This is a genomic window from Pectobacterium aroidearum (genome assembly GCF_015689195.1).
Lineage (GTDB): Bacteria > Pseudomonadota > Gammaproteobacteria > Enterobacterales > Enterobacteriaceae > Pectobacterium > Pectobacterium aroidearum.
In genome coordinates this window covers 576,079-598,923 of sequence record NZ_CP065044.1, presented here as the reverse complement: position 1 = coordinate 598,923, position 22,845 = coordinate 576,079, and the positions used below count along the sequence as shown (strand labels likewise).

Genomic DNA, 22,845 nt, shown 5'->3' with positions numbered 1-22,845 from the left:
GAAAAGCAGAAGTTCAATGCTGTTTCAGTATTAATGGAAGCTACAGAGCTATCATTTTTAAAATAAGACAAATAAGTCGTTAATTTTTCTTATTTTTTTGGCTCTTACCCACCATATTAACAGTGTTATAGCCTAACCCGAGCAGCAGGATCGGTGCGACTGCTCACCGTAGCTACCGTTAGGTAAGGGAATAGCATGGCGAATTTCAATGATTGGTGTGATTCAATTGACAGCAATGTAGGACAGCACTTTCTTCAGACACTTACGGTAAGATCCACCGATTTCGACAATGGTGTTAGGGCGACAGCTGAAGTTGTCCCTCATCACTATGCCTCTCCTGAAAACATCGCAGTTGCCTTCGAGGTTCTCGGCAAACCCGGTGTGGCCAATTATATCAAAGAGTATCTCCCTATCTCGAAGCAAACCCGGTCGGGTGATATTGGCGAAATTCTGGCTACCGAATGGATTAATGAGCGGAGCAACGGATACATCGTGCCTCTCAATCGGTTGCGCTGGAAAGACCACCGAAATCTGGCCATGCGCGGGGAAGATGTAATTGGCATCTATGCTTCCCCGGATTCACAGACTTTGTTTTTCCTAAAAACGGAAGCCAAAAGTCGTGTCAACATGAGCGCCAGCACGGTTACGGAAGCCCGGAATAACTTAAATAAAGAGCAGGGGTTGCCCACCCCTCATGCTCTTTCGTTTATAGCAACGCGCCTGCTTGAAACTGGTCAACCAGAACTGGGGCGGGCCATTCTTAGGGCATCGTTATCTCAAGGAATATTGCCTGGGCACGTCCGGCATTTAATCTTTTTGCTGTCAGGCAATGCCTCCGACGGTTTACTGAAAACATCCATGCACGCATATCAGGGAAACATTGAGCAGATGGGCGTCACCGTTATGGTTGTCCGGCATGGTGATTTTATTGAACAAATTTTTGAAACGGTCATTCGCCATGCTTGAAACGTCAGAAGAAATCATTGAAGCCATCCGTGCCGCAACTGCTACCGGATTTCGTGGCCGACTTCTTGCTCGGGGCCAAGCCCGGGCTATGATCTGGCGTGATGGTAAGTTACCTGAGGATGCGCCAGAATTTACTCCTCAGCTCAGTGAAGACCTTCAAGGTTATGCTTACTCATTGATTAGCCTTGGGCTTGGTCTTCGGAATCTGAACGGAGATGCCTACTACTCGCGACTGGCATTTGAGTATGCGGCGACCGCTCTTGAATCAGTAATTGCGAAAGGTGCTCGGGAAAGTTATGACAATAATTTTCACTTTGTCATGGCTGCCGCCAGCTATCACTTGGCCCACCTCTCTGCCCGCGCTTATTCATTACTCGCGATGGTTGGCGATAATGACAATTTCTCCCCTATCGAACACGTCCTAACGAAGCTCATCCGGCGAGATTTTCATACCCTGCGATCCAGCGTTCTCAGCTATCGAGTGCGTGGGGAGGGGAGTGAGGAGCGAATTATTGATGACATGCGTGCAAATGTTGACCCGCAGGTCGAAGGAGGGGCTGAAGACGATAGAGAGAATAATCTCGCTGAAGCAGAATACAACGCTTTGTTTGAGGGGCTGGATACTGCGTTGACCGATACCTATATGACCGCGATGTCCCTCTATATTCTTGCTATCGAAAGAGGTGATCGCCTCTACCTGACCAGGGCTATCGAGCAGCTACAGTCAGGCTTGGCAGTCTGCTCGCGCTTTAATATGCTTCCTCAATGGTGGGTCATTTTTATTACCATCCATCTGCTGTCAGACCTCTGGTCTGATACGTTCCATGAACTGCTGCCACTCGACACGGCTGGCAATGAAGCTGAAGCATGGCCCGAACTTCGTGAGTTGTTCATCGCATTACTCCATCAACGTCCCCGTGCGGAAGTCGACCTCTGGCCATCACAGAGAGAAGCTGCGGTGCGTGCAGTAAACGATGCGGATGACTTAGTGGTCTCCCTGCCCACCAGCGCAGGTAAAACGCGAATAGCTGAGCTATGCATACTCCGTTGTCTGGCGGGAGGAAAACGGGTTGTTTTTATTACTCCACTTCGCGCGCTTTCCGCACAGACAGAAGCCACGCTATCCAGAACGTTCAATCCCCTTGGAAAGACGATCTCTGCGCTCTATGGCAGCATCGGCGTCAGTGGAATGGATGAGGACGCCATTCGCCTGCGCGATATCGTGGTGGCTACACCTGAAAAGCTTGATTTTGCACTGCGCAATGATCCGGGTCTAATCAATGATGTTGGGCTATTCATTTTTGATGAGGGACACATGATCGGGGCCGATGAGCGCGAGGTCCGTTACGAGGTCCAGATCCAGCGACTGTTACGCCGCTCCGATGCTAATGAACGCAGAATCGTTTGTCTATCGGCCATTCTGCCTGATGGCAATCAGCTTGATGATTTTGCCAACTGGCTACGGCGTGACAAACCTGGCGGCGTCGTCAGGAACGACTGGCGGCCCACCAGCCTGCGTTTTGGAGAGGTAATTTGGGCTGGTGCAGCCGCCAGACTCAACCTTAGCGTAGGGGAAGAACGGCCATGGGTTTCACGATTCCTAGTCTCTGCCGAACCGCCTGTGGTTAAACTGAGGGGAAGGAAACAGCGTAAAAAACTCTTCCCCGGTACGTCTAATGAACTCTGTTTAGCAACAGCGTGGCGACTTGTCGAGGATGGACAGACCGTGCTGATTTATTGCCCGCTTCGCAAAAGCGTGGAACCCTTTGCTGACACAATAGTTGATCTTAACCAACGGGGATTACTGCGCTCTTTGTTCGAAGGGGAAGCGGATGTACTTGATCGGGCTATTGCGCTTGGAGAAGAGTGGCTTGGCGCTCAGAGCCCAATACTCACCTGCCTTCGTCTGGGGGTGGCGCTCCATCATGGCGCGCTGCCTACAGCTTATCGAAAAGAAATCGAGCGCCTGCTCCGCGATGGCGTGCTGAAAGTGACTGTTTCTTCACCTACGCTTGCGCAGGGACTCAATCTTTCTGCCACGGTGATAGTAATGCATTCGCTGCACAGGAATGGTGAACTCATCAATGTTTCCGAATTCAGAAATGTTATCGGCCGTGCTGGACGTGCCTATGTTGACGTAGAAGGGCTGGTTATTTACCCCATCTTTGACGAGGTCGGTAAACGCCTAGGAAACTGGAATAAGCTGACCAAGGACACCGGTGCCAGAGAGATGCAAAGCGGCTTGGTCCAGCTTGTTATTTCCTTACTGACACGAATGAGCCTGCAAGTAAGTGGTGATATTGACACGCTCACTGACTATGTTCTGAACAACGCGAGAGCGTGGACATTCCCTATCAAAACCGGGGAAAACGCTAATGAAAGGGAGAGAGCCTTTACTCTCTGGGAAAAGCAAATCGCCACCTTGGATACGGCTATCCTCAGCCTGATTGGCGAGAGTGATGTTCCAGACGATCAGATTGAAGACACTCTTGATGACATTTTGCATTCCTCGTTGTGGCAAAGAAGCCTTCAACGTTACCCGGGTGATAACATTCGCGGGTTGATCAAATCCGGGCTGTTATCTCGCAGTCATCATATTTGGCAAAACTCAACGCCAGCCGCCCGTCGGGGTTACTTTCTCTCGGGGGTAGGACTGAAAACCGGCCAGCAACTCGATTCCATCGCGCCGGAGGCGAACCGTCTCTTAATTGAGGCTAACGCCGCCATCATGCGGAGTGATGAAGAAGGGGCGATAGCCGCCCTTACGGCCTTAGCAAGTCGGGTCTTTACTTTTTATCCTTTTACACCAGACCCCCTTCCCGATGACTGGCAGGCGATACTGCATGCTTGGCTATCCGGCAAACCTACTACTGCAATCGCCGACGTCGTGAAGACGGAAATTTTGCAGTTTGTGGAGAATGGCCTTACCTATCGCCTTCCCTGGGCGATGGAAGCTATCCGGGTGCGAGCCATCGCGAATGGCGACATCGTGGATGACGAAGGATTGACGTTGGATGCTTTTGAACTTGGTCCGGCGGTTGCGGCAGTTGAAACTGGCACGCTGAACCGAGCGGCGTCACTGCTGATTCAGGCTGGATTCAACTCAAGGCTTGCTGCAATTAAGGCTGTAAAGGACTCCGACGCCGATTTCATTTCAGGCCGGGGACTTCGTGAGTGGTTAAGATCCGACCTTATCGTTGCTTGGGGCGAGCTTCCAGACTGGCCGACTCCAGAAACTCACAGGATGTGGATTGATTTTACACGAGTAACAAACCCTGCTGACGATCAGACATGGAGCCTTCGTCGGTATACTGGTACAGTAAAATGGATTGGCGCAATACCTCAACCGCTAACACCACTTCATTTCTATCAGTTGGATGGGGTCAATTATCTGCTCGCAGAAGACGGCAGGCCACTTGCCAGCATTACAGGTGCGATCAATACAAAAAGGAAGGGGCTGATGCGGGTTACAGTGGGAAACCAATCGAACATAGAAGTGGACTACCTGGGGCCTGACGATATTGCGGCCCCAAGAGAGGGCTGACCATGCATCCATGACGATGGCGCTGAGCTGGCCCTGCCGTCCTTGCGCCACGCGTTTGATCGCGTCCAGAATCTGGCTATCTGTGAATCGTGACTTCTTCATGTCGTAGAACTCCTCAATGAGAAAATTCTACTTCTGATCTCACCGCTTTATTGGGGGTATTACCCCTCTACTAATTTAGAAACGAGTTGTGCTCGCTCTGACGCCGCCACGGGAATTTTTTCATTTAAAGTGAAAGAAATACCGTAGAGATAGCGCTCCAATTCAGGAAGCTTTGGCTCAATCAGAGGCATAAGGCAATTAATTAAATCGTAAAACTCCTCCTCTGTTAATGACTCGCCTTTATCAACCGATAAACTTTTGCACTCAATCTCAACTGATGCCACACCCGAAATCGTTGCAAGGATGTCAAAGGTTTCTTCGCCACTATGTTCTTCCATCCAGGTAATACCACAGCCTTTTCTGCTGAGGTGAGTCGCAACCATCAGTTCGAATCGCAGGCCACGTGCACCATCTGGCTTATTAAGCGCATGCGACACCCGTCTACACAAATTCCGAGCATTTTCAGGAGAGCTTTCTCTACAAATTTTTACTATCTGCGAGGCAAATATCATTGCCTGTTTGATAGCGCCCCATACTTCATGGTCAGAAGATTTTCCATGAGAATCAAAAGCTGCTAAGCCGTATGCCAAAATATTCTTCTTCCACAGAAGGGGCTGTATGATCGGCATTTCATTGATCTGATGCTGTAGATTAGAAACGCGTTTAATCCAAGGCTTTTCAGGCAAAAGCGCCGTAAATTCCGCATAGATTTCCGAAAATTCGTCATCCCTTAATTCAGTTCGCATAGGATTCCCCAACCGTTCTTATGTAGTGGCCAACCTAACAGGCAAACTTGGTTTTCACATAAAAAGACAATTATGACAAGATTAAAAAATCAAACTTGTGAAATAAAAAATTCCACAAAAAATAATAGAACCAACTATTAATTAAAAATATTCTTATAGGGCACTCCGAAATAGATATTTATCTTTTACTGATTTCAGGCACTACAAATTTTCAAAGAAACGAACTGATTAAAAAATGGCAAGCATACCTCAAGGGAGGAGAGGTTACGATCATCTCCCTCTGCCCCCTTCTATTCCTAGGCTAAATCATTGTCCGACTGAGACCCCTGCTCGATTAAAGCCTGCTGGTGTATAAACATAAACTGATGAGCAGTCATCAGTGCTGATTCACCGCTATAATGATACTGAGGATCATCAAGCTCTGATCCATATCGCGAACGCAAGTTTGCTGCGATATAGTCCGGCGAAATCAATAGTGCGATAGCTTCATAATTCTCACGCATCATGTCTGCGCGAACCGGTAGACCACTATCCACTATCCATCCCTCACCGATATAGTTCTCCAAGAATTCATCAACCCGAGCAGACTCTGCATCGAATATCGCACATAATCGGCTTTCTATTTCCGCCTTATTTCGCCCTTTTTGCCAGTACCAATAAAGCTGAGGCGCATCCTTCCCGGCCTGCGCAAATATTGGCGCGCCAATGTCTGCTGCATATATACGATCAGCAAACAATTTATAAATAACGTCATTTGCTTCGTCTGGGAGCACGCGGTGCTCCTCACTTATATCTTTCGAGTGTACAAACCATGGAATGCACTCACTTCCCATTTTTAGCGGGAACGCAGCCGAAATTACCAATTCAACTGCAGCCTGCCTTCCTGCAAGAGGAATGCGCCTCATTAGCTGAGATATCAATATTCCAGCTTGCATCATTGTGCCACCAATCACATTAATGCCTCGCTCACGAGGAAGAAGATCGCCATTTCTTGCAATAGCAACTGCAACTGGCAAAGCATAATCTTCATCGATAGAGTCCGCTCGCTCTCGCAATGCCTGGACTAACTGGGGCATAGTCCGCATGGGATATACACTTAAAAGGCGACGCTGCTCATCTGGGCCGGCTGAGGCAAGGGCCTCTGTCAAAGCACCAAGCTGGCTATCCGATATATCTCCCTCTGGCACCCCATAAACAAAGTAGCGCGCAAAATATCGGGCAGAACAGATACGCTGCTCGCCAGTCCATTCATCCTCCCACGCATCACCGTACACGGAGGTTCCAGTTCGAGGAAACAATGCCTTAAGCAGCAGTTCTCGCATTCGCCTGCGTTCCTCCAAGTCCGACATCGGCATAGTATCTTCTAGCAGCTTATCAATAGGGGAAAATGGTCGCTCAAGGCCCCTCCTAGATTCACGAGATTCACCTTTCAGGAATATCTCAGAATTGTCGCGAATAGCAGCGTATAGCTTTGGATAAAGTACCCGCATTCCTTCAATCAGCATGAACTCGGAAATATTCACTTCATTCTTTACAAGAGGCAGCGCAAACATCAGCGCATTCGTGTAAAGCTTTGCAATCCTTGGGGTCTTTAATTTGGGCTCGAGAGTATCCACAAAATGGCGTGAAAACATATCAACCTGGCGCTGATTTAGACTTATCTCTGCTTGATTCAGGGCATATTGCACGCCTTCAAAAGCGATCTGACGCAGGCTTACCCGATCAACGGGAGGAAGGTGCAAAGGCACTTGAATAATTTTCTCAAGAAACGCTCGTCCTGCTTCTTTTCCTCCAGCGCCATATCGCTCACCTAATGCTGCAGCAACCACTTCATCATCAAAAGCCAGCACATAGCTGGTGTGCTTAAAACTTGCCGAGAGTTTTACCAGCTTAAAAATGGCATTGGTTTCATCTTTATCCAGCCGATCAATATCATCAATAAGAATGACTATTCGTTTTCCACTCTGGCCTAGCAAGGTATCAATTTGATCCTTTAGTTGATCGAGAGATACCTTAGATAGTGACTCACCAATACTCTTTGCCGCTTCACCAGGATTAATTTCCACGCCTGGCAGAGCGACCGAAACGAGCGATAGAATCCCTCCGTATGACTCCAGAAGTTTCGCCGCTTTTTCTTTGAAAGCTGGCTCTTGGCCCAGCGCATCTGCCAATGTAGCGAAGAATCCTCGTAGAAGTGCATCCTCGGTCGGAAAATGCCAAGGATTGAACCGTATAGTCACTACCCTCTCATGTATAGCAAGCGACTCCTCCATCATTTTCAATACGGAAGTTTTACCATCTCCCCAAGGGCCAAAAAGGCCGATCACGAGACTGGAAGGGTCTCGGCTTTTGGCAATTGTCTCAGCGATCCTGTTGGCAAAAAGAGCACGGCCGAAACGGTCTTGCTCTTTAGAAATTATTGGTTCATCAGAAAGGTAGTGACCATCATCTTCAATATTTTCGTCAGTATCGGCAATGGCCTCACTGACAGGTGACGTATCCGCCGAATTTCGGTGCCTGAAAAACTTGCGAATCCACTTCATCATTCTTCTTTTCTCCTAGGATTTATAATATATCGACAAGCTTAATTAAAAAAATAGGCCAAACGCCAGCCCATCCAAAAGCTCGACGCGCCCTCATTCTTTGAGATCATCAGGCATAGTTTTTTCTGAGAAACACCAAATTTATCAGACATAGGTCTCGTCACACTTTTCTCTCAGCTCCGAATGCTTGTAATGACAGCAAAACCTGCACAACACTGCTCATATTAGTGGGCTTAATAATATCAACTGCTGCACAACCATCCAGCTCAGGATGGGGGTTGCTCAACAAACGATATACATCCCATCCTTCAGCACGCGAAAGATGCTTCATCATCATCTGCGTCAGTTTGAGTTTCATCGGCACCAGTTGCCACTCAGGCACTCTCTGCCCACGGTTCCCAAGACTGATTGTCAATAACTTGCCAGCTTTGATTTCTCGGTTAATCTGATCCTTGGACTTGCCTGCCAGCTTGGCAAACTGAACGACAGGCAAGTTGTGCGGTGCTTCATAAGCTGCGAGCATTTCCATCCGCTCACGCTGCAGGTCAGAAACAGGGATGTCAACGACAGGTTCAGGCACAGGGCGTGCCGGCACAGCAGACAAGCGGTGAGACGTAATACCACCGATAATGGGTGACACATCTTTCGACATTGCATCTGCCCCATTGCTTTCATCCAGAACAGGCACACCATCAATGCGAATGGTCAGATGCTGACTGGCGGCTTCTACTTCTCCCTGCTCCAGCAAGTCCAACCGGTCCGCCCAATCCTGCATCATCTTGCGCCGAGGCTCGACATAGAGTGCATGGTTGTAAGCTGCGCTCACCTGGTTGGGATCGCAATGCGAAAGCTGGGCATCCACCCAAACTTTGGGGTAGCCCACTTCGTTGAGTGCCGTGGAAATCGTGCCACGGATGCCGTGACCAGTGAGCAAATCCTGATAACCCATACGCTTGAGGGCACCGTTCAATGTGTTCTCGCTGATACGCTTTTTCAGATCACTGCGATGCGAGAAAAGATACCGTTGCGCTGGCCTCACCTCTTCGAGCAGGTAGCGAACGATCTCTATCGCCTGAATAGACAGCGGTACGATGTAGGAGGGAATGTCCTGAGGCCGCTTGCCCTTCTTGCGCATATCGGTTTGCAACTGCTTGACCACTTCCGGAGGAATAATCCACAGCCCTTGTTCCAAATCGAACTGCTCCAGAGTCGCCAACCGTAGCTCGCCTGTACGCACTCCCGTCAGCAACAACAAGCGGATTCCGAGTTGCGTCGTGATCGCCCCACGATAGCCTCGCACTTTCTGCAGAAGTTCGGGTAGCTCAGGTAAACGCAGGAACGGATTGTGAACAACAGGCGGAGCAGGAACAGCTACCACATCCAAGTCAGATGCCGGATTGCTCTCCAGTCTTTCGACTTTCACTTGCGCAAAGCGGAACAGTTGATTGAGCCAGGAACGTACTTTTTCGGCAGTAGTAAACGCCTCGCGTTGCTCAATTTTGGAGAGTATATTCAGCAAGTCGGCACGACGAACGTCGTAAATAGATAGCTTACTCAGGCTTGGCAGCACATCGCGCTCAAAGATACGCTGAATCTGCGACAAGGTACTGTTGCGCCCTTCTTTGAGCTCTAGCCTACGATGCTCAACCCATTGAAGAAACACAGCCTTGAATGTGTGCTCGTCGGCAAGCCGTACGAACTGCCGTTTATGCTTACGATCGAGCTTGGGATTGATGCCCTTGGCAAGCAAGGCTCGGGCCTGATCGCGCAGCGTTCGCGCCTCACGCAAACCGACCTCAGGGTAAGTCCCCAAGGACATACGTTTTTGCTTACCAGCCCAAGAATAGCGGAAGTGCCAAGACCGACCGCCCATGTCGGTCACAGCCAATGAGAGACCATCGATGTCGCCAAGTGTATAGGCCTTGCCTGTTGCCTTGGCTTGGCGAACCGCCATGTCTGATAGTGCCATAGTTCCAGCTCCTAACTTGAAGAGTTAGGCTAGATCCTCGACTCATGGCTCGCTCCGACCCAGCAACAATACGGAACCCCACACACCCGTTTTTTATGGACTAAAAAATGGACTAAAAAGTCCCGGATGTGGGTGGATTCCAGTGGACTGCGCTGGAACGAAAAAAGGACCCGAAGGTCCTATTTTCAACGACTTGCAGACTTCAGTAGCAGTCTACAGATCATAAATTGGAGCGGGAAACGAGACTCGAACTCGCGACCCCGACCTTGGCAAGGTCGTGCTCTACCAACTGAGCTATTCCCGCATATCGGACAGACATTAACAGGCGTTACGTCTGATTACTGCACACTGCCTGTATGGTGACAAACAGTGATAAAACTTGGAGCGGGAAACGAGACTCGAACTCGCGACCCCGACCTTGGCAAGGTCGTGCTCTACCAACTGAGCTATTCCCGCCCGGGAAATCTTCATACGATGTTGAAGTTCTTTAGTAGAAATTCTTCATCGGTATGGGGTGCGCATTATACGAGAAATCCGTTTAACCGCAAGCCCCCCAAAATGAAAAATCGTCTGACTGCTGATAAAAAAAACAATATGTTGATAAAATAGACATGCGCCGACAAAACAGACGTTGTGGCGTAAATAGCAGAGGTTCGCTGCACATCACGCCCTACCCGTCTTGCTTCATCTACAGCCGCAGAAAATTCTCACGGTAATAAGCCAGCTCTGCCAGTGATTCGCGAATGTCGTCCATCGCCTGATGCGTACCTTGTTTCTTAAAGCCCGTCAGGATTTCCGGTTTCCAGCGTCGCGCCAGCTCTTTGAGCGTGCTGACATCCAGGTAGCGGTAGTGGAAGTAAGCTTCCAGCTCCGGCATATAGCGGAACAGGAAGCGGCGATCCTGACCGATGCTGTTGCCGCAGATTGGCGATTTACCCGCTGGCACCCATTTTTGTAGAAACGCCAGCGTTTCCAGCTCGGCTGCACGTTCATCCGTGGTACTCGCTTTAACGCGATCTGTCAGGCCGCTGGCGCCGTGTGTGCGCACATTCCAGTCATCCATCAGCGCCAGTTGGCTATCAGACTGGTGCACCGCCAGTACCGGTCCTTCAGCCAAAACATTCAGATTGGCATCCGTCACCAGCGTTGCGATCTCAATAATGCGATCGCGCTCCGGGTTCAAACCGGTCATTTCGAGATCGATCCAGATCAGGTTATTTTCATCTACCATCGTGGGTGTTCCTGTTGCATTGTGCCCTGTCGTCGATACAAGGATAACAGTATCAATCCCAGTGCTGATACCGACAAGGTGGTATCAGTTAATTAAAATCAAATAGGGTGTATTATAGTCGGTTGAAACGCGACGGGCGATAACGCACTGCCGCAAACGATAAATCGTATTAAGTGAGGCTCAGTGAGCAAAAAGAAACTGTCGAAAGGTCAGCAGCGTCGGGTTAGCGCAAACCACCAGCGCCGCCTGAAAAAAACGGAAAGCAAAGTCGAATGGGAAGATAGCCAACTGGGCGACGCACAGGAAGGCATTATCATCAGCCGATTCGGTATGCACGCCGATGTGGAAGCCACCGATGGCGTGGTGCACCGCTGCAACATTCGTCGGACCCTTTCATCGCTGGTTACTGGCGACCGCGTCGTCTGGCGCCCTGGCCATGAATCGCTCGCTGGCATCAGCGGGATCGTGGAGGCCGTTCACCCCCGTCATTCCGTCCTGACGCGTCCTGACTATTACGATGGTATTAAACCGATCGCCGCGAATATCGATCAGATCGTGATCGTTTCCGCGATCTTGCCTGAACTGTCGCTGAACATTATCGATCGCTATCTGGTCGCTTGCGAAACGCTGGAGATCGAACCGCTGATCGTGCTGAACAAAATCGATCTGCTGGATGACGAATCCCGCCAATTTGTCGATAAATTGATGGATATCTACCGTGCGCTCAATTATCGCGTACTGATGGTGTCTAGCCATACTCAACAGGGTATCCCTGAACTGGAACAGGCGCTCACCGACCGTATCAGTATTTTCGCTGGACAATCAGGCGTCGGGAAATCCAGCCTGCTTAACGCGCTGCTCGCACTGGATGAAGAACGCATTCTGGTAAATGAGGTTTCCGATAACTCAGGATTGGGGCAACACACAACCACCGCTTCCCGGCTTTACCACTTCCCGCACGGCGGCGACGTCATCGATTCTCCGGGCGTGCGTGAATTTGGCCTGTGGCATCTGGAACCCGAACAGGTGACGCGTGGTTTCATCGAGCTACGCCAATATATCGGCTCGTGTAAGTTCCGCGACTGTAAACATGAAAACGATCCGGGTTGCGCCATTAACGCCGCACTTGATCGCGGAGAGATTGCCGTAGAGCGCTATGATAACTATCACCGGATTCTGGAAAGCATGGCGCAAGTAAAAACGCGTAAAGGCTTTTCGGATACAGATAACTGACATTTATCATGACCATCGTTACAATGCGCCCCCTTTGAGAGTTAACGAATCCGCTGACTCTCTTTCTGGGCTACCGCTGGCAACGTCAGGCGTGTTTCCCAGACTGTTTGTTTTATGGCGCACTATTAATCCAAGAGGCTCACAGTGCTGGATAATATCAAAATCAAACTACAGTATTGGCTTCCCAAGATCTGGCTGACCCGCTTAGCGGGCTGGGGAGCAAATAAGCGTGCGGGAAAACTCACCAAGCTGGTGATCGATCTGTTTGTCCGCCAATACAACGTCAACATGCAGGAAGCGCAGCAGTCGGATACCGCATCCTATCGCACGTTTAACGAATTTTTCGTTCGCCCTCTGCGCCCAGGCGTTCGGCCTGTCGATCCTCATGCGCACCGTCTGGTGCAACCTGCTGACGGCGTGCTGTCGCAATTTGGTCCCATTACCGATGGCAAGCTGATTCAGGCGAAGCAGCACGACTACACGCTGGAAGCGCTGCTGGCCGGCAACTATATGATGGCCGATCTGTTCCGCGACGGCCTGTTTGCCACCATTTACCTTTCACCGCGCGATTATCACCGTCTCCACATGCCGTGCGACGGCGTGCTGCGCGAGATGATTTACGTGCCGGGCGACCTGTTCTCCGTCAATCTGCTGACGGCCGATAACGTGCCGAATCTGTTTGCACGTAACGAACGCGTCATTTGTCTGTTTGATACGGAATTCGGCCCATTGGCACAAATTCTGGTCGGTGCAACCATTGTCGGCAGCATCGAAACCGTGTGGTCAGGCGTGGTGACGCCACCGCGTGAAGGCATCATCAAGCGCTGGACTTACCCGCAGGCGGGTGAAGAAGGTGCGGTCGTGCTGGCGAAAGGCGAGGAAATGGGTCGCTTCAAGCTGGGCTCAACCGTGATTAACCTGTTTGCCGCAGGCAATAATCTCCAGTTTGCCGCCCACCTAAATAACATGAGTGTGACCCGTATGGGTGAACCGTTTGCCGAAGTTCGTCAGGATGATCCAACGCCTGTCGTCTTCCCGGAAGGAACCGAGCTGGCAGCCAACGACGCCGCACCGTCGCCTGTCACAGCAGCGTCTGAACCTGTTCAGACTGAGGAACAAAATACTGCGTCTGACGCAACTGGCCAGACGGGTCACAAACCCGACGCGCCGTAAATAGCGTCCGACTTTAGTCGCTTGTAAAAGTGTTGTTTGTAATAAGGTAGCTAACGTGCGTCTGATTCTGACTTTTCTTCTGGGATGTTTATTATCAACTGCCACGTTGGCTGCCACTGCGCCCAATGAGGCGCAGTTACGCCAGCAGCTACAGCAGGCGGAAGCGAACAAAGGTGCAGCCGATCAGGCAAAGATCGTTGAGGAATATCAGGCTGCACTGAACACCCTACAGGATCGCAAAGAGTCACTGGAGCGCGCCACACAGTATCAACGCGTTATTGATGACTTCCCCAAACTGGTTCAGGAGCTGCGACGCCAGCTTAACGCCGAAGACGGCAAGCCCTCGTCCATTTCAGAAAGTCTCTCCAGTAACGATCTCGAACAACAGTTGCTGCAAACGAGCAGCCAATTGCTGGAACAGGCGCGCCAACTCCAGCAGGAACAAGATCGGCTGCGTGAGATCGGCGATTCACTGAGCCAGCTTCCGCAGCAGCAAACGGAAGCCAGCCGCATGCAAAGCGAGGCCGAGCGCCGTATTCAGTCTCTCGGGACACCCGCCACGCCGCTGGGGCAAGCACAGCTCGTCGCGCTTCAGGCCGAATCCGCACTGCGCAAAAGCCGGGTGGACGAACTGGAACTGGCGCAGCTTTCCGCCAGCAATCGTCAGGAGCTGTCCCGGCTACGCGTCGAGCTGTATAAGAAGCGTCACGACAGGCTGGATCTGCTGCAACAGGATTTACGCAGCCGGCTCAATAACCTGCGCCAGCGCGAGGCTGAGCAGGCATTAGAACGCACAGAACTTCTCGCTGAACAAAGTGGCGACTTACCCAGCGTCATCAGCAAGCAGCTACAGGTTAACCGCGAGCTCTCCGTCGCGCTGAACCAACAGGCGCAGCGGATGGACCTTATCGCCTCTCAACAGCGTCAGGCTGCCACGCACACCATTCAGGTTCGTCAGGCGCTGAGCACTATCCGCGAACAGGCACAGTGGCTCGGCGTCTCACCGATATTGGGAGAAACGTTACGGGCGCAGATAGCGCGCCTGCCGGAAATGCCCAAGCCTCAGCTGCTGGATAGCGACATGGCGCAGCTGCGCGTACAGCGGCTGCACTTTGAAGACCTGATCAACAAGCCGCAGGATCTTGATAACGCCAAACAGGATAACGGCGATCCGTTGACCAGTGCGCAGCAGCGTATTCTGACCGATCAGATGCGTACTCAGCGTGACCTGCTAACCTCGCTGATCTCCGGCTGTGACTCACAGATACTCGAACTGACCAAACTCAAAGTCGCCAATAACCAACTGGCGGATGCATTGACCGAAACACGCGAAGCGGCCCACCGCGATCTGTTCTGGGTTGCGGATGTCGATCCTGTGACGTTCGCCTATCCGCTCAAACTGGTGCAGGATCTGACGCGTCTGCTGTCACTGGATACGCTGACGCAGTTGGGTAGCGCGCTGGTCATGATGGTGACTAGTCAGGAAACCGTGCTGCCGCTGTTGGGCGCGCTGCTGTTGGTGGGCTTCAGCATCAGTTCCCGTCGTCACTATCATGCGTTTATGGAGCGCGCCAGCAGCCGCGTCGGCAAGGTCACGCTCGATCACTTTATGCTGACGCTGCGTACCGTATTTTGGTCCATCCTTACCGCTCTGCCACTGCCGGTACTCTGGGCAGCGCTGGGCTACGGGCTGCAAAACGCCTGGCCTTATCCGATTGCCGTCGCCATCGGCGACAGCGTGACCGCCACTGTGCCGTTGATGTGGCTGGTGATGATCAGCGCCTCATTCGCGCACCCGCAGGGATTGTTCATTGTCCACTTCCGCTGGTCGCCGGAGCGCGTTGCCAGAGCGATGCGCTATTATCGCCTTTCCATCGCCTTTATCGTGCCGCTGATTATGGCGCTGATTACGTTCGATAAGCTCAACGATCGCGAGTTTTCCAGCACGCTGGGGCGGCTCTGTTTCATCCTTCTCTGTATGGCGTTGAGTCTGGTCACAACCGGGTTAAAACGCGCCGGTATCCCGCTGTATCTGGATAAAGAAGGCTCAGGGGAAAACTCCGTTAACCGTGCGATGTGGAATATCCTGATCGCCATGCCGCTCGTTGCTGCGTTGGCCTCCTGCATCGGCTATCTGGCGACCGCACAGGCGCTGCTGGCCCGTCTGGAAACCTCCGTCTCTATCTGGTTCTTCCTGCTGGTGGTTTACCATATTATTCGCCGCTGGATGCTGATTCAGCGACGTCGCATCGCCTTCGACCGCGCCAAGCAGCGACGTTCGGAAATTCTGGCGCAGCGTGCCAAAGGTGAAGAAGACACGCCGTCTGCGTCGTCCCATGAAAGCAGTTCGGAAGCGGTGGAAGAACCCGTTGTCGATCTGGACGCCATCAGCGCCAAATCGCTGCAACTGGTGCGATCCATTCTGACGCTGATTGCACTGGTTTCCGTTATCGCGCTGTGGTCGGAAATTCACTCCGCCTTCGCATTCCTGGAAAATATCAGCCTGTGGGATGTCTCCAGCACGGTCAAAGGTGTGGAGAGCGTACAGGCGATTACGCTGGGATCGGTGCTGATCGCCATACTGATCTTCATTATTACCGCGCAGCTGGTGCGTAACCTGCCTGCCCTGCTGGAACTGGCGATCCTACAGCATCTCGATCTGTCGCCGGGTAGCGGCTACGCCATTACCACCATCAGCAAATATATTCTGATGTTGATCGGCTGTCTGATGGGGTTCTCGCTGATCGGGATTGAGTGGTCGAAGCTGCAATGGCTAGTAGCCGCACTGGGTGTGGGACTCGGCTTCGGCTTGCAGGAGATCTTCGCCAACTTTATCTCTGGCCTGATCATCCTATTTGAGAAACCGATCCGTATCGGCGATACCGTTACGATCCGCGATCTCACGGGTAGCGTCATGCGTATTAATACCCGCGCCACCACCATTTCCGACTGGGACCGCAAAGAGATCATCGTGCCAAACAAGGCATTTATTACCGAGCAGTTTATCAACTGGTCACTGTCGGATTCCGTCACACGTGTTGTGCTGACGGTGCCCGCTCCGGCGGACGCGAACAGTCAGGAAGTCACAGAACTGCTGATGGATGCGGTGAAGCGTTGTTCGCTGATTCTGGATACGCCAGAGCCCGAAGCCTTCCTGGTTGACCTGCAACAGGGGATTCAGATTTTCGAACTGCGCGTGTTCGCCGCTGAAATGGGGCACCGTATGCCGCTGCGCCATGAACTGCATCAGCTGATTCTGGAAAACTACCGCAAGCACAATCTGGATCTTCCTTTCCCACCGTTCCAGGTAAGAATGGACAATCTGTCGCGCAGTGGAAGAACGCTGACGCCACGGCAGCGGACACCGGGCAGTTTATAAGAGAGGAAAATGGGCGGCGGCCAGAGGTGGCACCGCCCTTCATGAGGCTTGCTACGCGCGCTCTACCGAGAACGCAATCACGTCACTTAGCTTTTCGGCGTTCAGCGCCAGCATGATCAAACGATCCACACCTAACGCTACACCAGCACACTCCGGCAGACCGTGTTTCAGCGCTGCCAGCAGATTTTCATCAATCGGCTGCTGTGGCAAATCACGCGCGGCGCGCTTACGGTTATCCTGCTCGAAACGTTGACGTTGCTCATCGGCATCGGTCAGTTCGCGGAAGCCATTCGCCAGTTCGATCCCCTTGAAATAGACTTCAAAGCGCTCGGCGACGCGATGATCTTCCGAACTGATCTCAGCCAGCGAGGCCTGCGTGGCGGGGAAATGGTAGACAAACGCTGGCTTGTCGCGCCCGATGTGCGGCTCAACGCCAAAGGTAAAGAGCATCTGAACCAGCGAATCGCGATCGTCTTCGCGGCAGGCGATATCGCCCAATCCGAGTTTTTCTGCCGCTTCGCGCAGTTGCGCTTTGTCGACAGACAGAGGATCGAGCTCCAGATGGCGTAGAAACGCCTGCTGATAAGAGAGCATCTCTGCGCTTTCACAATCCAGTACCTGCTGCAACAGGTCATCGACCTCATTCATCAGGCGGTACATATCATAGTGAGGGCGATACCATTCCAGCATGGTGAATTCAGGGTTGTGGTGTCGGCCTGATTCTTCATTGCGGAAACTGCGGCACAGCTGAAAAATCGGTCCGCTGCCAGCCGCCAGCAGACGTTTCATGTGGTATTCCGGGCTGGTCATCAAGTACATCGTCATACCATCCGCAGCACCGGGGCCAACGAAACGGGTCTGGAACGGGTATAAGAAAATATCCGTTACCGTAGCCTGACTCATCGCAGGCGTTTCGACCTCCAGTACACCACGATCGGTGAAGAAACGTCGAATAGCAGCAATGATCGACGCTCGTTTCAACAAATTAGCGACAGAAGCACTAGGTTGCCAACTTGTCGTCTCGCTCATGGTTCTTACTCCAAAGTCAAACAGGGGGTGCAGTCTACCCGCATCAGCCCAAATTTCCAGCGGAAAAAAGGCCAGACGCGCTTTTCAGCAATCTATGCTCTACCTTTAGATAGGGAGCGGTCAGGATAGCAGCCATAAATTATATCCAGTGGATCATTTTCTTATATCCCCCTCAAAAGGGTTATTAAAGAAATAAAAGCATTATTTCCCCCTAAATAAGCCTTTCGATCACGTTTTTATCAATAAATACGAGACTCGCTGAAAAAACGACAAAATGCGGGATCACATCAAATTTCATCTACCTATAATTCGGTATAATTATTCCCACACAAAAATTATAGGTTTATCTATTCTTTATACCTCTATCACATAATTTTCAGCGGGTTTGATATTAAGCTCGGATATAAAGACAGAAATGAATAGATATTATTTTTTTATTTTAACTTAATTAACTTAAGTAACTGGAGGAATGCATTGCAAACCTTTAACGCCGATTTGGCCATTATCGGGGCCGGGGGTGCTGGCCTGCGAGCGGCAATTGCTGCCGCAGAAGCCAACCCTCAACTGAAAATTGCGCTGATCTCAAAAGTCTACCCAATGCGTAGCCATACCGTGGCGGCAGAAGGTGGGTCAGCAGCAGTGACTCAGGAACACGATAGCTTCGATTATCACTTCAACGACACCGTGTCTGGTGGCGACTGGCTGTGTGAACAGGACGTTGTTGAGCACTTCGTCAAACGCTGCCCGGAAGAGATGATTCAACTGGAACAGTGGGGCTGCCCCTGGAGCCGTAAACCGGATGGTTCTGTCAACGTTCGCCGCTTTGGCGGGATGAAGATCGAGCGCACCTGGTTTGCTGCCGATAAAACCGGCTTCCACATGCTGCATACGCTGTTCCAAACCTCCCTTAAATATCCGCAAATCCAACGTTTTGACGAGCATTTTGTCCTCGACGTTCTGGTCGATGACGGTCAGGCCCGCGGTCTCGTTGCCATCAATATGATGGAAGGGTCGCTGGTTCAGATCCGTGCTAATGCCGTGGTGCTGGCAACAGGCGGCGCAGGTCGCGTGTACCGTTACAACACCAACGGCGGCATCGTCACTGGCGACGGTATGGGCATGGCGTTCCGCCACGGCGTACCGCTGCGTGATATGGAATTCGTTCAGTATCACCCGACCGGTCTGCCCGGTTCCGGTATCCTGATGACCGAAGGCTGTCGCGGCGAAGGCGGCATCATGGTCAATAAAGACGGTTACCGTTACCTGCAAGACTACGGCATGGGCCCGGAAACACCGCTTGGTCAGCCGAAAAACAAATACATGGAGCTGGGGCCGCGCGATAAAGTGTCGCAGGCGTTCTGGCACGAATGGCGCGCAGGCCGCACCGTCTCAACCCCGTTGGGCGATGTGGTTTACCTCGATCTGCGCCATCTCGGCGAGAAGAAACTTCTGGAACGTCTGCCGTTCATCTGCGAACTGGCAAAAGCCTATGTTGGCGTCGATCCGGTGAAAGAGCCGATTCCTATTCGTCCTACCGCGCACTACACAATGGGCGGCATTGAAACCGATCAAAACTGCGAAACCCGCATCAAGGGTCTCTTCGCCGTCGGTGAATGTTCCTCTGTTGGCTTGCACGGCGCGAACCGTCTGGGCTCAAACTCACTGGCCGAACTGGTGGTCTTTGGGCGTGTTGCGGGTGAACACGCCGTACAGCGCGCGCAAGCCGCAGCGCCGGCCAACGGTTCAGCGCTGGACGCGCAAACGCGGGATATCGAACAGCGCCTGCATGACCTGATGAATCAGGAAGGCACCGAAAGCTGGGCGAAAATCCGCGACGAAATGGGCATGTCGATGGAAGAAGGCTGTGGTATTTACCGCACCACCGATCTGATGCAGAAAACCGTCGATAAAATTGCGGAGCTGAAAGAGCGCTTCAAACGCGTGAAAATCACCGACCGCTCCAGCGTGTTCAACACCGATCTGCTGTACACCGTTGAGCTGGGCCACAGCCTGGATGTTGCGGAATGTATGGCGCACTCGGCAATCAACCGTAAAGAGTCTCGCGGCGCGCACCAGCGTCTGGATGAGGGTTGCACCGAGCGTGATGACGTTAACTTCCTGAAGCATACGCTGGCGTTCTATAACCCGGAAGGCGCACCTCGTCTGGAGTACAGCGATGTGAAGATTACCAAACTTCCACCGGCCAAACGCGTATACGGTGCAGAAGGTGATGCACAGGAAGGCAGCAAGAAGGAGCAGGCGAATGGCTGAGACGATCAAAACCCTGAAAATGGAAGTCATGCGCTATAACCCTGAACAGGATCGCGAACCCTATTTTGAAGCGTTCGACGTCCCGTACAACACGCAGACTTCCCTGCTGGATGCGCTGGGTTATATCAAAGATAACCTGGCACCGGACCTCTCCTACCGCTGGTCCTGCCGTATGGCAATCTGTGGCTCCTGCGGCATGATGGTGAATAATGTCCCTAAATTGGCCTGCAAAACCTTTCTGCGTGATTATACGAACGGTCTGAAGGTCGAAGCGTTGGGCAATTTCCCCATTGAGCGTGATTTAGTGGTCGATATGACCCACTTCATCGAGAGCCTGGAAGCCATCAAGCCGTATATCATCGGCAACGATCGTAAACCTGCTGACGGCCCGAACAAGCAGACCCCGGCGCAAATGGCAAAGTATCACCAGTTCTCCGGCTGTATTAACTGTGGTTTGTGCTACGCGGCCTGTCCGCAGTTTGGCCTGAACCCTGAGTTCATCGGCCCGGCGGCGATTACGCTGGCACACCGTTATAACCTGGACAACCGCGATCACGGCAAGAAAGAACGTATGCCGCAGTTGAACGGTAATAATGGCGTCTGGTCCTGTACGTTTGTGGGCTACTGCTCAGAAGTGTGTCCGAAGCACGTCGACCCTGCCGCTGCGATCCAGCAAGGTAAAGTCGAAAGCGCGAAAGACTTCATGATCGCCATGCTGAAACCACAATAAGGGAGGGACAATGATGACATCTAAACGTAAAGCGTATGTTCGCGACGTGTCGCCGACCTGGTGGAAAAAACTGGGGTTCTACCGCTTTTATATGCTGCGTGAGGGGACGGCCGTCCCTGCCGTCTGGTTCAGCATCGTACTGATGTGCGGCGTCTTCGCACTGAAGAACGGGCCGGAAGGCTGGGCACACTTCGTCAGCTTCCTGCAAAACCCGCTGGTACTGCTGATTAATATTGTGGCTCTACTTGCCGCCGCGCTGCATACCAAAACCTGGTTTGAACTGGCGCCGAAGGCCAGCATCATCGTCGTTAAAGATGAAAAAATGGGGCCAGAGCCAATCATTAAAGGGCTGTGGGCTGTCACCGTGGTGGTAACCGTAGCCGTTCTGGCGATCGCCTTACTATTCTGAACAGGAGAAATAACGTGATTAACCCAACGCCAAAACGTTCTGACGAACCACCTTTCTGGGGCCTGTTCGGCGCCGGCGGGATGTGGAGCGCATTCTTCGCCCCGGTGATGATCCTACTGGTCGGTATAATGCTGCCTCTGGGGCTGTTCCCGGATGCGTTAACCTATGAGCGCATCGCCGCATTCAGCCAGAGCTTTATCGGCCGCGTCTTTTTACTACTGATGATTGTGCTGCCAATCTGGTGTGGCCTGCACCGCATCCACCACGCGATGCATGACCTGAAAATCCACGTTCCTGCCGGAAAATGGGTGTTCTACGGTCTGGCGGCAATCCTGACCGTGGTTACCGTCATCGGCGTCGTCACACTGTAAGATGTAACATCTGTAAAGTTGTACTCAACGGCCTGCACGACATCGCCGCAGGCCGTTTATTTTTCCCGCCGGACCACGCCCATCGTCTACACTGGAACAGTGATGAAAACGATGAGACGTCAATATGATGCCCTTTAACGCCCTGTTCTTCAAAAACCTGCTATTAACAATCAAACGTCGCGGGAAAGCCTGCGTTGCCGCGCTGGTGGCGCTCTTTTCTGTCGCCTGTAGCGTAACGCCGCCCGATAATGTCACCGTAGTGGAAAATTTTGACGTCAATCGCTACCTCGGCACATGGTATGAGATCGCCCGTCTCGACCACCGCTTTGAGCGCAATCTGGAACGCGTAACGGCAACCTACAGCCCGCGGGATGACGGCGGCATCAAGGTTATCAACCGTGGCTTTAACGTCGAAAAACAGGAATGGAAAGAGAGCACCGGGAAAGCCTATTTCACGGGATCGCCTCAGCGAGGCGCGCTAAAAGTGTCGTTCTTCGGGCCGTTTTATGGCGGCTACAACATTATCGAGCTGGATGACGATTACCGCTACGCCCTGATTTGCGGGCCGAACCGTGACTACCTGTGGATTCTCTCACGCACGCCAACGCTGGATGCCGTGACACGCGACAAACTGCTCGCCACAGCCAAACGCTACGGTTTCCCAACAGAGGCGCTCATTTGGGTCAATCAGTAACCCGATCGTATTGGTCGCAACACAGGGGATAGAACGGCGCGTTATCCCATAATCTTATCGCGAAACATAAAGAAAACCGCGCCCAGCAGGCATAGCCCCGCCCAAATATAATCAGTGCGGAACGGCTCTTTTAAAATAATCATGGAGAAAGGGATAAATACGGAAAGGCTGATCACTTCCTGCAATATTTTCAACTGACCGGCAGAAGCAACCTGATAACCGATCCTATTTGCCGGCACCTGCAAGAGGTATTCAAATAATGCGATCCCCCAGCTGACCAACGCGGCAATGATCCAGGTACGACCGCTGAAATAGCGTAAATGTCCGTACCAGGCGAACGTCATAAATATATTACTCAATGTCAGCATGCCGACAGTAATGAAAATAGGCGACATTATTACTTCTCCGAGTGATCCACTTTCACATTATCTCGCCGCGGGGAAGAAAACACCATA

General features: G+C 51.9%; 16 protein-coding genes and 2 tRNA genes. 10 read left to right on the top strand and 8 right to left on the bottom strand.

Annotated elements, in window-relative coordinates; all coding sequences use genetic code 11:
- The first annotated feature begins 195 nt into the window (after window positions 1-195).
- Window positions 196-966, top strand: coding sequence for a Hachiman antiphage defense system protein HamA (locus I2D83_RS02660; RefSeq protein ID WP_205947481.1), 771 nt, complete (start codon window positions 196-198; stop codon window positions 964-966).
- Window positions 959-4,510, top strand: coding sequence for a DEAD/DEAH box helicase (locus I2D83_RS02655; protein ID WP_205948127.1), 3,552 nt, complete (start codon window positions 959-961; stop codon window positions 4,508-4,510). The genes I2D83_RS02660 and I2D83_RS02655 overlap by 8 nt, the downstream gene beginning before the upstream one ends.
- 161 nt (window positions 4,511-4,671) lie before the next feature.
- On the opposite strand, the gene I2D83_RS02650 is transcribed toward I2D83_RS02655, so the two are convergent.
- From I2D83_RS02650 to orn, 6 genes are all read right to left on the bottom strand, one after another.
- Window positions 4,672-5,358 (bottom strand): hypothetical protein, encoded by a 687-nt coding sequence (locus I2D83_RS02650; RefSeq protein WP_205947480.1) that lies wholly within the window; start codon window positions 5,356-5,358, stop codon window positions 4,672-4,674.
- Window positions 5,359-5,654: 296 nt separating this feature from the next.
- Window positions 5,655-7,904 (bottom strand): KAP family P-loop NTPase fold protein, encoded by a 2,250-nt coding sequence (locus I2D83_RS02645; protein ID WP_205947479.1) that lies wholly within the window; start codon window positions 7,902-7,904, stop codon window positions 5,655-5,657.
- A 157-nt stretch (window positions 7,905-8,061) separates the two neighbouring features.
- On the bottom strand, window positions 8,062-9,870 hold the full coding sequence (locus tag I2D83_RS02640; RefSeq protein ID WP_205947478.1) for a tyrosine-type recombinase/integrase: 1,809 nt from the start codon (window positions 9,868-9,870) through the stop codon (window positions 8,062-8,064).
- Between the two features lie 228 nt (window positions 9,871-10,098).
- A tRNA-Gly gene (locus I2D83_RS02635) sits at window positions 10,099-10,174 on the bottom strand.
- Between the two features lie 76 nt (window positions 10,175-10,250).
- Window positions 10,251-10,326 (bottom strand) — tRNA-Gly (locus I2D83_RS02630).
- 232 nt (window positions 10,327-10,558) lie between these two features.
- Window positions 10,559-11,101: an oligoribonuclease gene (orn, locus tag I2D83_RS02625; RefSeq protein WP_015841879.1), complete on the bottom strand. Its 543-nt coding sequence runs from the start codon at window positions 11,099-11,101 to the stop codon at window positions 10,559-10,561.
- Between the two features lie 183 nt (window positions 11,102-11,284).
- On the opposite strand from orn, the gene rsgA reads away from it, so the two are divergent.
- The 3 genes from rsgA to mscM all read left to right on the top strand — a co-directional run bounded on the left by rsgA (window position 11,285) and on the right by mscM (window position 16,886).
- Complete coding sequence (rsgA, locus tag I2D83_RS02620) at window positions 11,285-12,334, top strand: small ribosomal subunit biogenesis GTPase RsgA (RefSeq protein WP_015841880.1); 1,050 nt, start codon at window positions 11,285-11,287, stop codon at window positions 12,332-12,334.
- 144 nt (window positions 12,335-12,478) lie between these two features.
- Window positions 12,479-13,507 (top strand): archaetidylserine decarboxylase, encoded by a 1,029-nt coding sequence (gene asd, locus I2D83_RS02615; protein ID WP_205947477.1) that lies wholly within the window; start codon window positions 12,479-12,481, stop codon window positions 13,505-13,507.
- Between the two features lie 55 nt (window positions 13,508-13,562).
- The gene (mscM, locus tag I2D83_RS02610) at window positions 13,563-16,886 is read left to right on the top strand and encodes a miniconductance mechanosensitive channel MscM (protein ID WP_205947476.1); all 3,324 of its coding nucleotides are present in this window, start codon (window positions 13,563-13,565) and stop codon (window positions 16,884-16,886) included.
- A 51-nt stretch (window positions 16,887-16,937) separates the two neighbouring features.
- Here mscM and epmA read toward each other — a convergent pair whose 3' ends face one another.
- On the bottom strand, window positions 16,938-17,915 hold the full coding sequence (gene epmA / locus I2D83_RS02605) for an elongation factor P--(R)-beta-lysine ligase (RefSeq protein ID WP_015841883.1): 978 nt from the start codon (window positions 17,913-17,915) through the stop codon (window positions 16,938-16,940).
- A 474-nt stretch (window positions 17,916-18,389) separates the two neighbouring features.
- Between epmA and frdA the strand changes: the two genes are divergently transcribed.
- The 5 genes from frdA to I2D83_RS02580 all read left to right on the top strand — a co-directional run bounded on the left by frdA (window position 18,390) and on the right by I2D83_RS02580 (window position 22,390).
- Window positions 18,390-20,186, top strand: coding sequence for a fumarate reductase (quinol) flavoprotein subunit (gene frdA / locus I2D83_RS02600; protein WP_205947475.1), 1,797 nt, complete (start codon window positions 18,390-18,392; stop codon window positions 20,184-20,186).
- Complete coding sequence (locus I2D83_RS02595) at window positions 20,179-20,916, top strand: succinate dehydrogenase/fumarate reductase iron-sulfur subunit (protein WP_015841885.1); 738 nt, start codon at window positions 20,179-20,181, stop codon at window positions 20,914-20,916. Before frdA ends, I2D83_RS02595 begins: the two co-directional genes overlap by 8 nt.
- A gap of 13 nt (window positions 20,917-20,929) precedes the next feature.
- A complete protein-coding gene (frdC, locus tag I2D83_RS02590; RefSeq protein ID WP_043881993.1) occupies window positions 20,930-21,325 on the top strand; it encodes a fumarate reductase subunit FrdC in 396 nt (131 codons plus the stop codon).
- Between the two features lie 14 nt (window positions 21,326-21,339).
- Window positions 21,340-21,696 carry a fumarate reductase subunit FrdD gene (gene frdD, locus I2D83_RS02585; protein WP_181847261.1) on the top strand — a complete coding sequence of 119 codons (357 nt, stop codon included), beginning with the start codon at window positions 21,340-21,342 and terminating at the stop codon, window positions 21,694-21,696.
- A 124-nt stretch (window positions 21,697-21,820) separates the two neighbouring features.
- Entirely contained in the window at window positions 21,821-22,390 is a 570-nt protein-coding gene (locus I2D83_RS02580; protein ID WP_220273996.1) for a lipocalin family protein, read from the top strand.
- A 41-nt stretch (window positions 22,391-22,431) separates the two neighbouring features.
- Here the strand turns inward: I2D83_RS02580 and I2D83_RS02575 are convergent, their stop codons facing one another.
- Window positions 22,432-22,785 carry a DMT family protein gene (locus I2D83_RS02575; protein WP_015841889.1) on the bottom strand — a complete coding sequence of 118 codons (354 nt, stop codon included), beginning with the start codon at window positions 22,783-22,785 and terminating at the stop codon, window positions 22,432-22,434.
- Window positions 22,786-22,845: the final 60 nt, after the last annotated feature.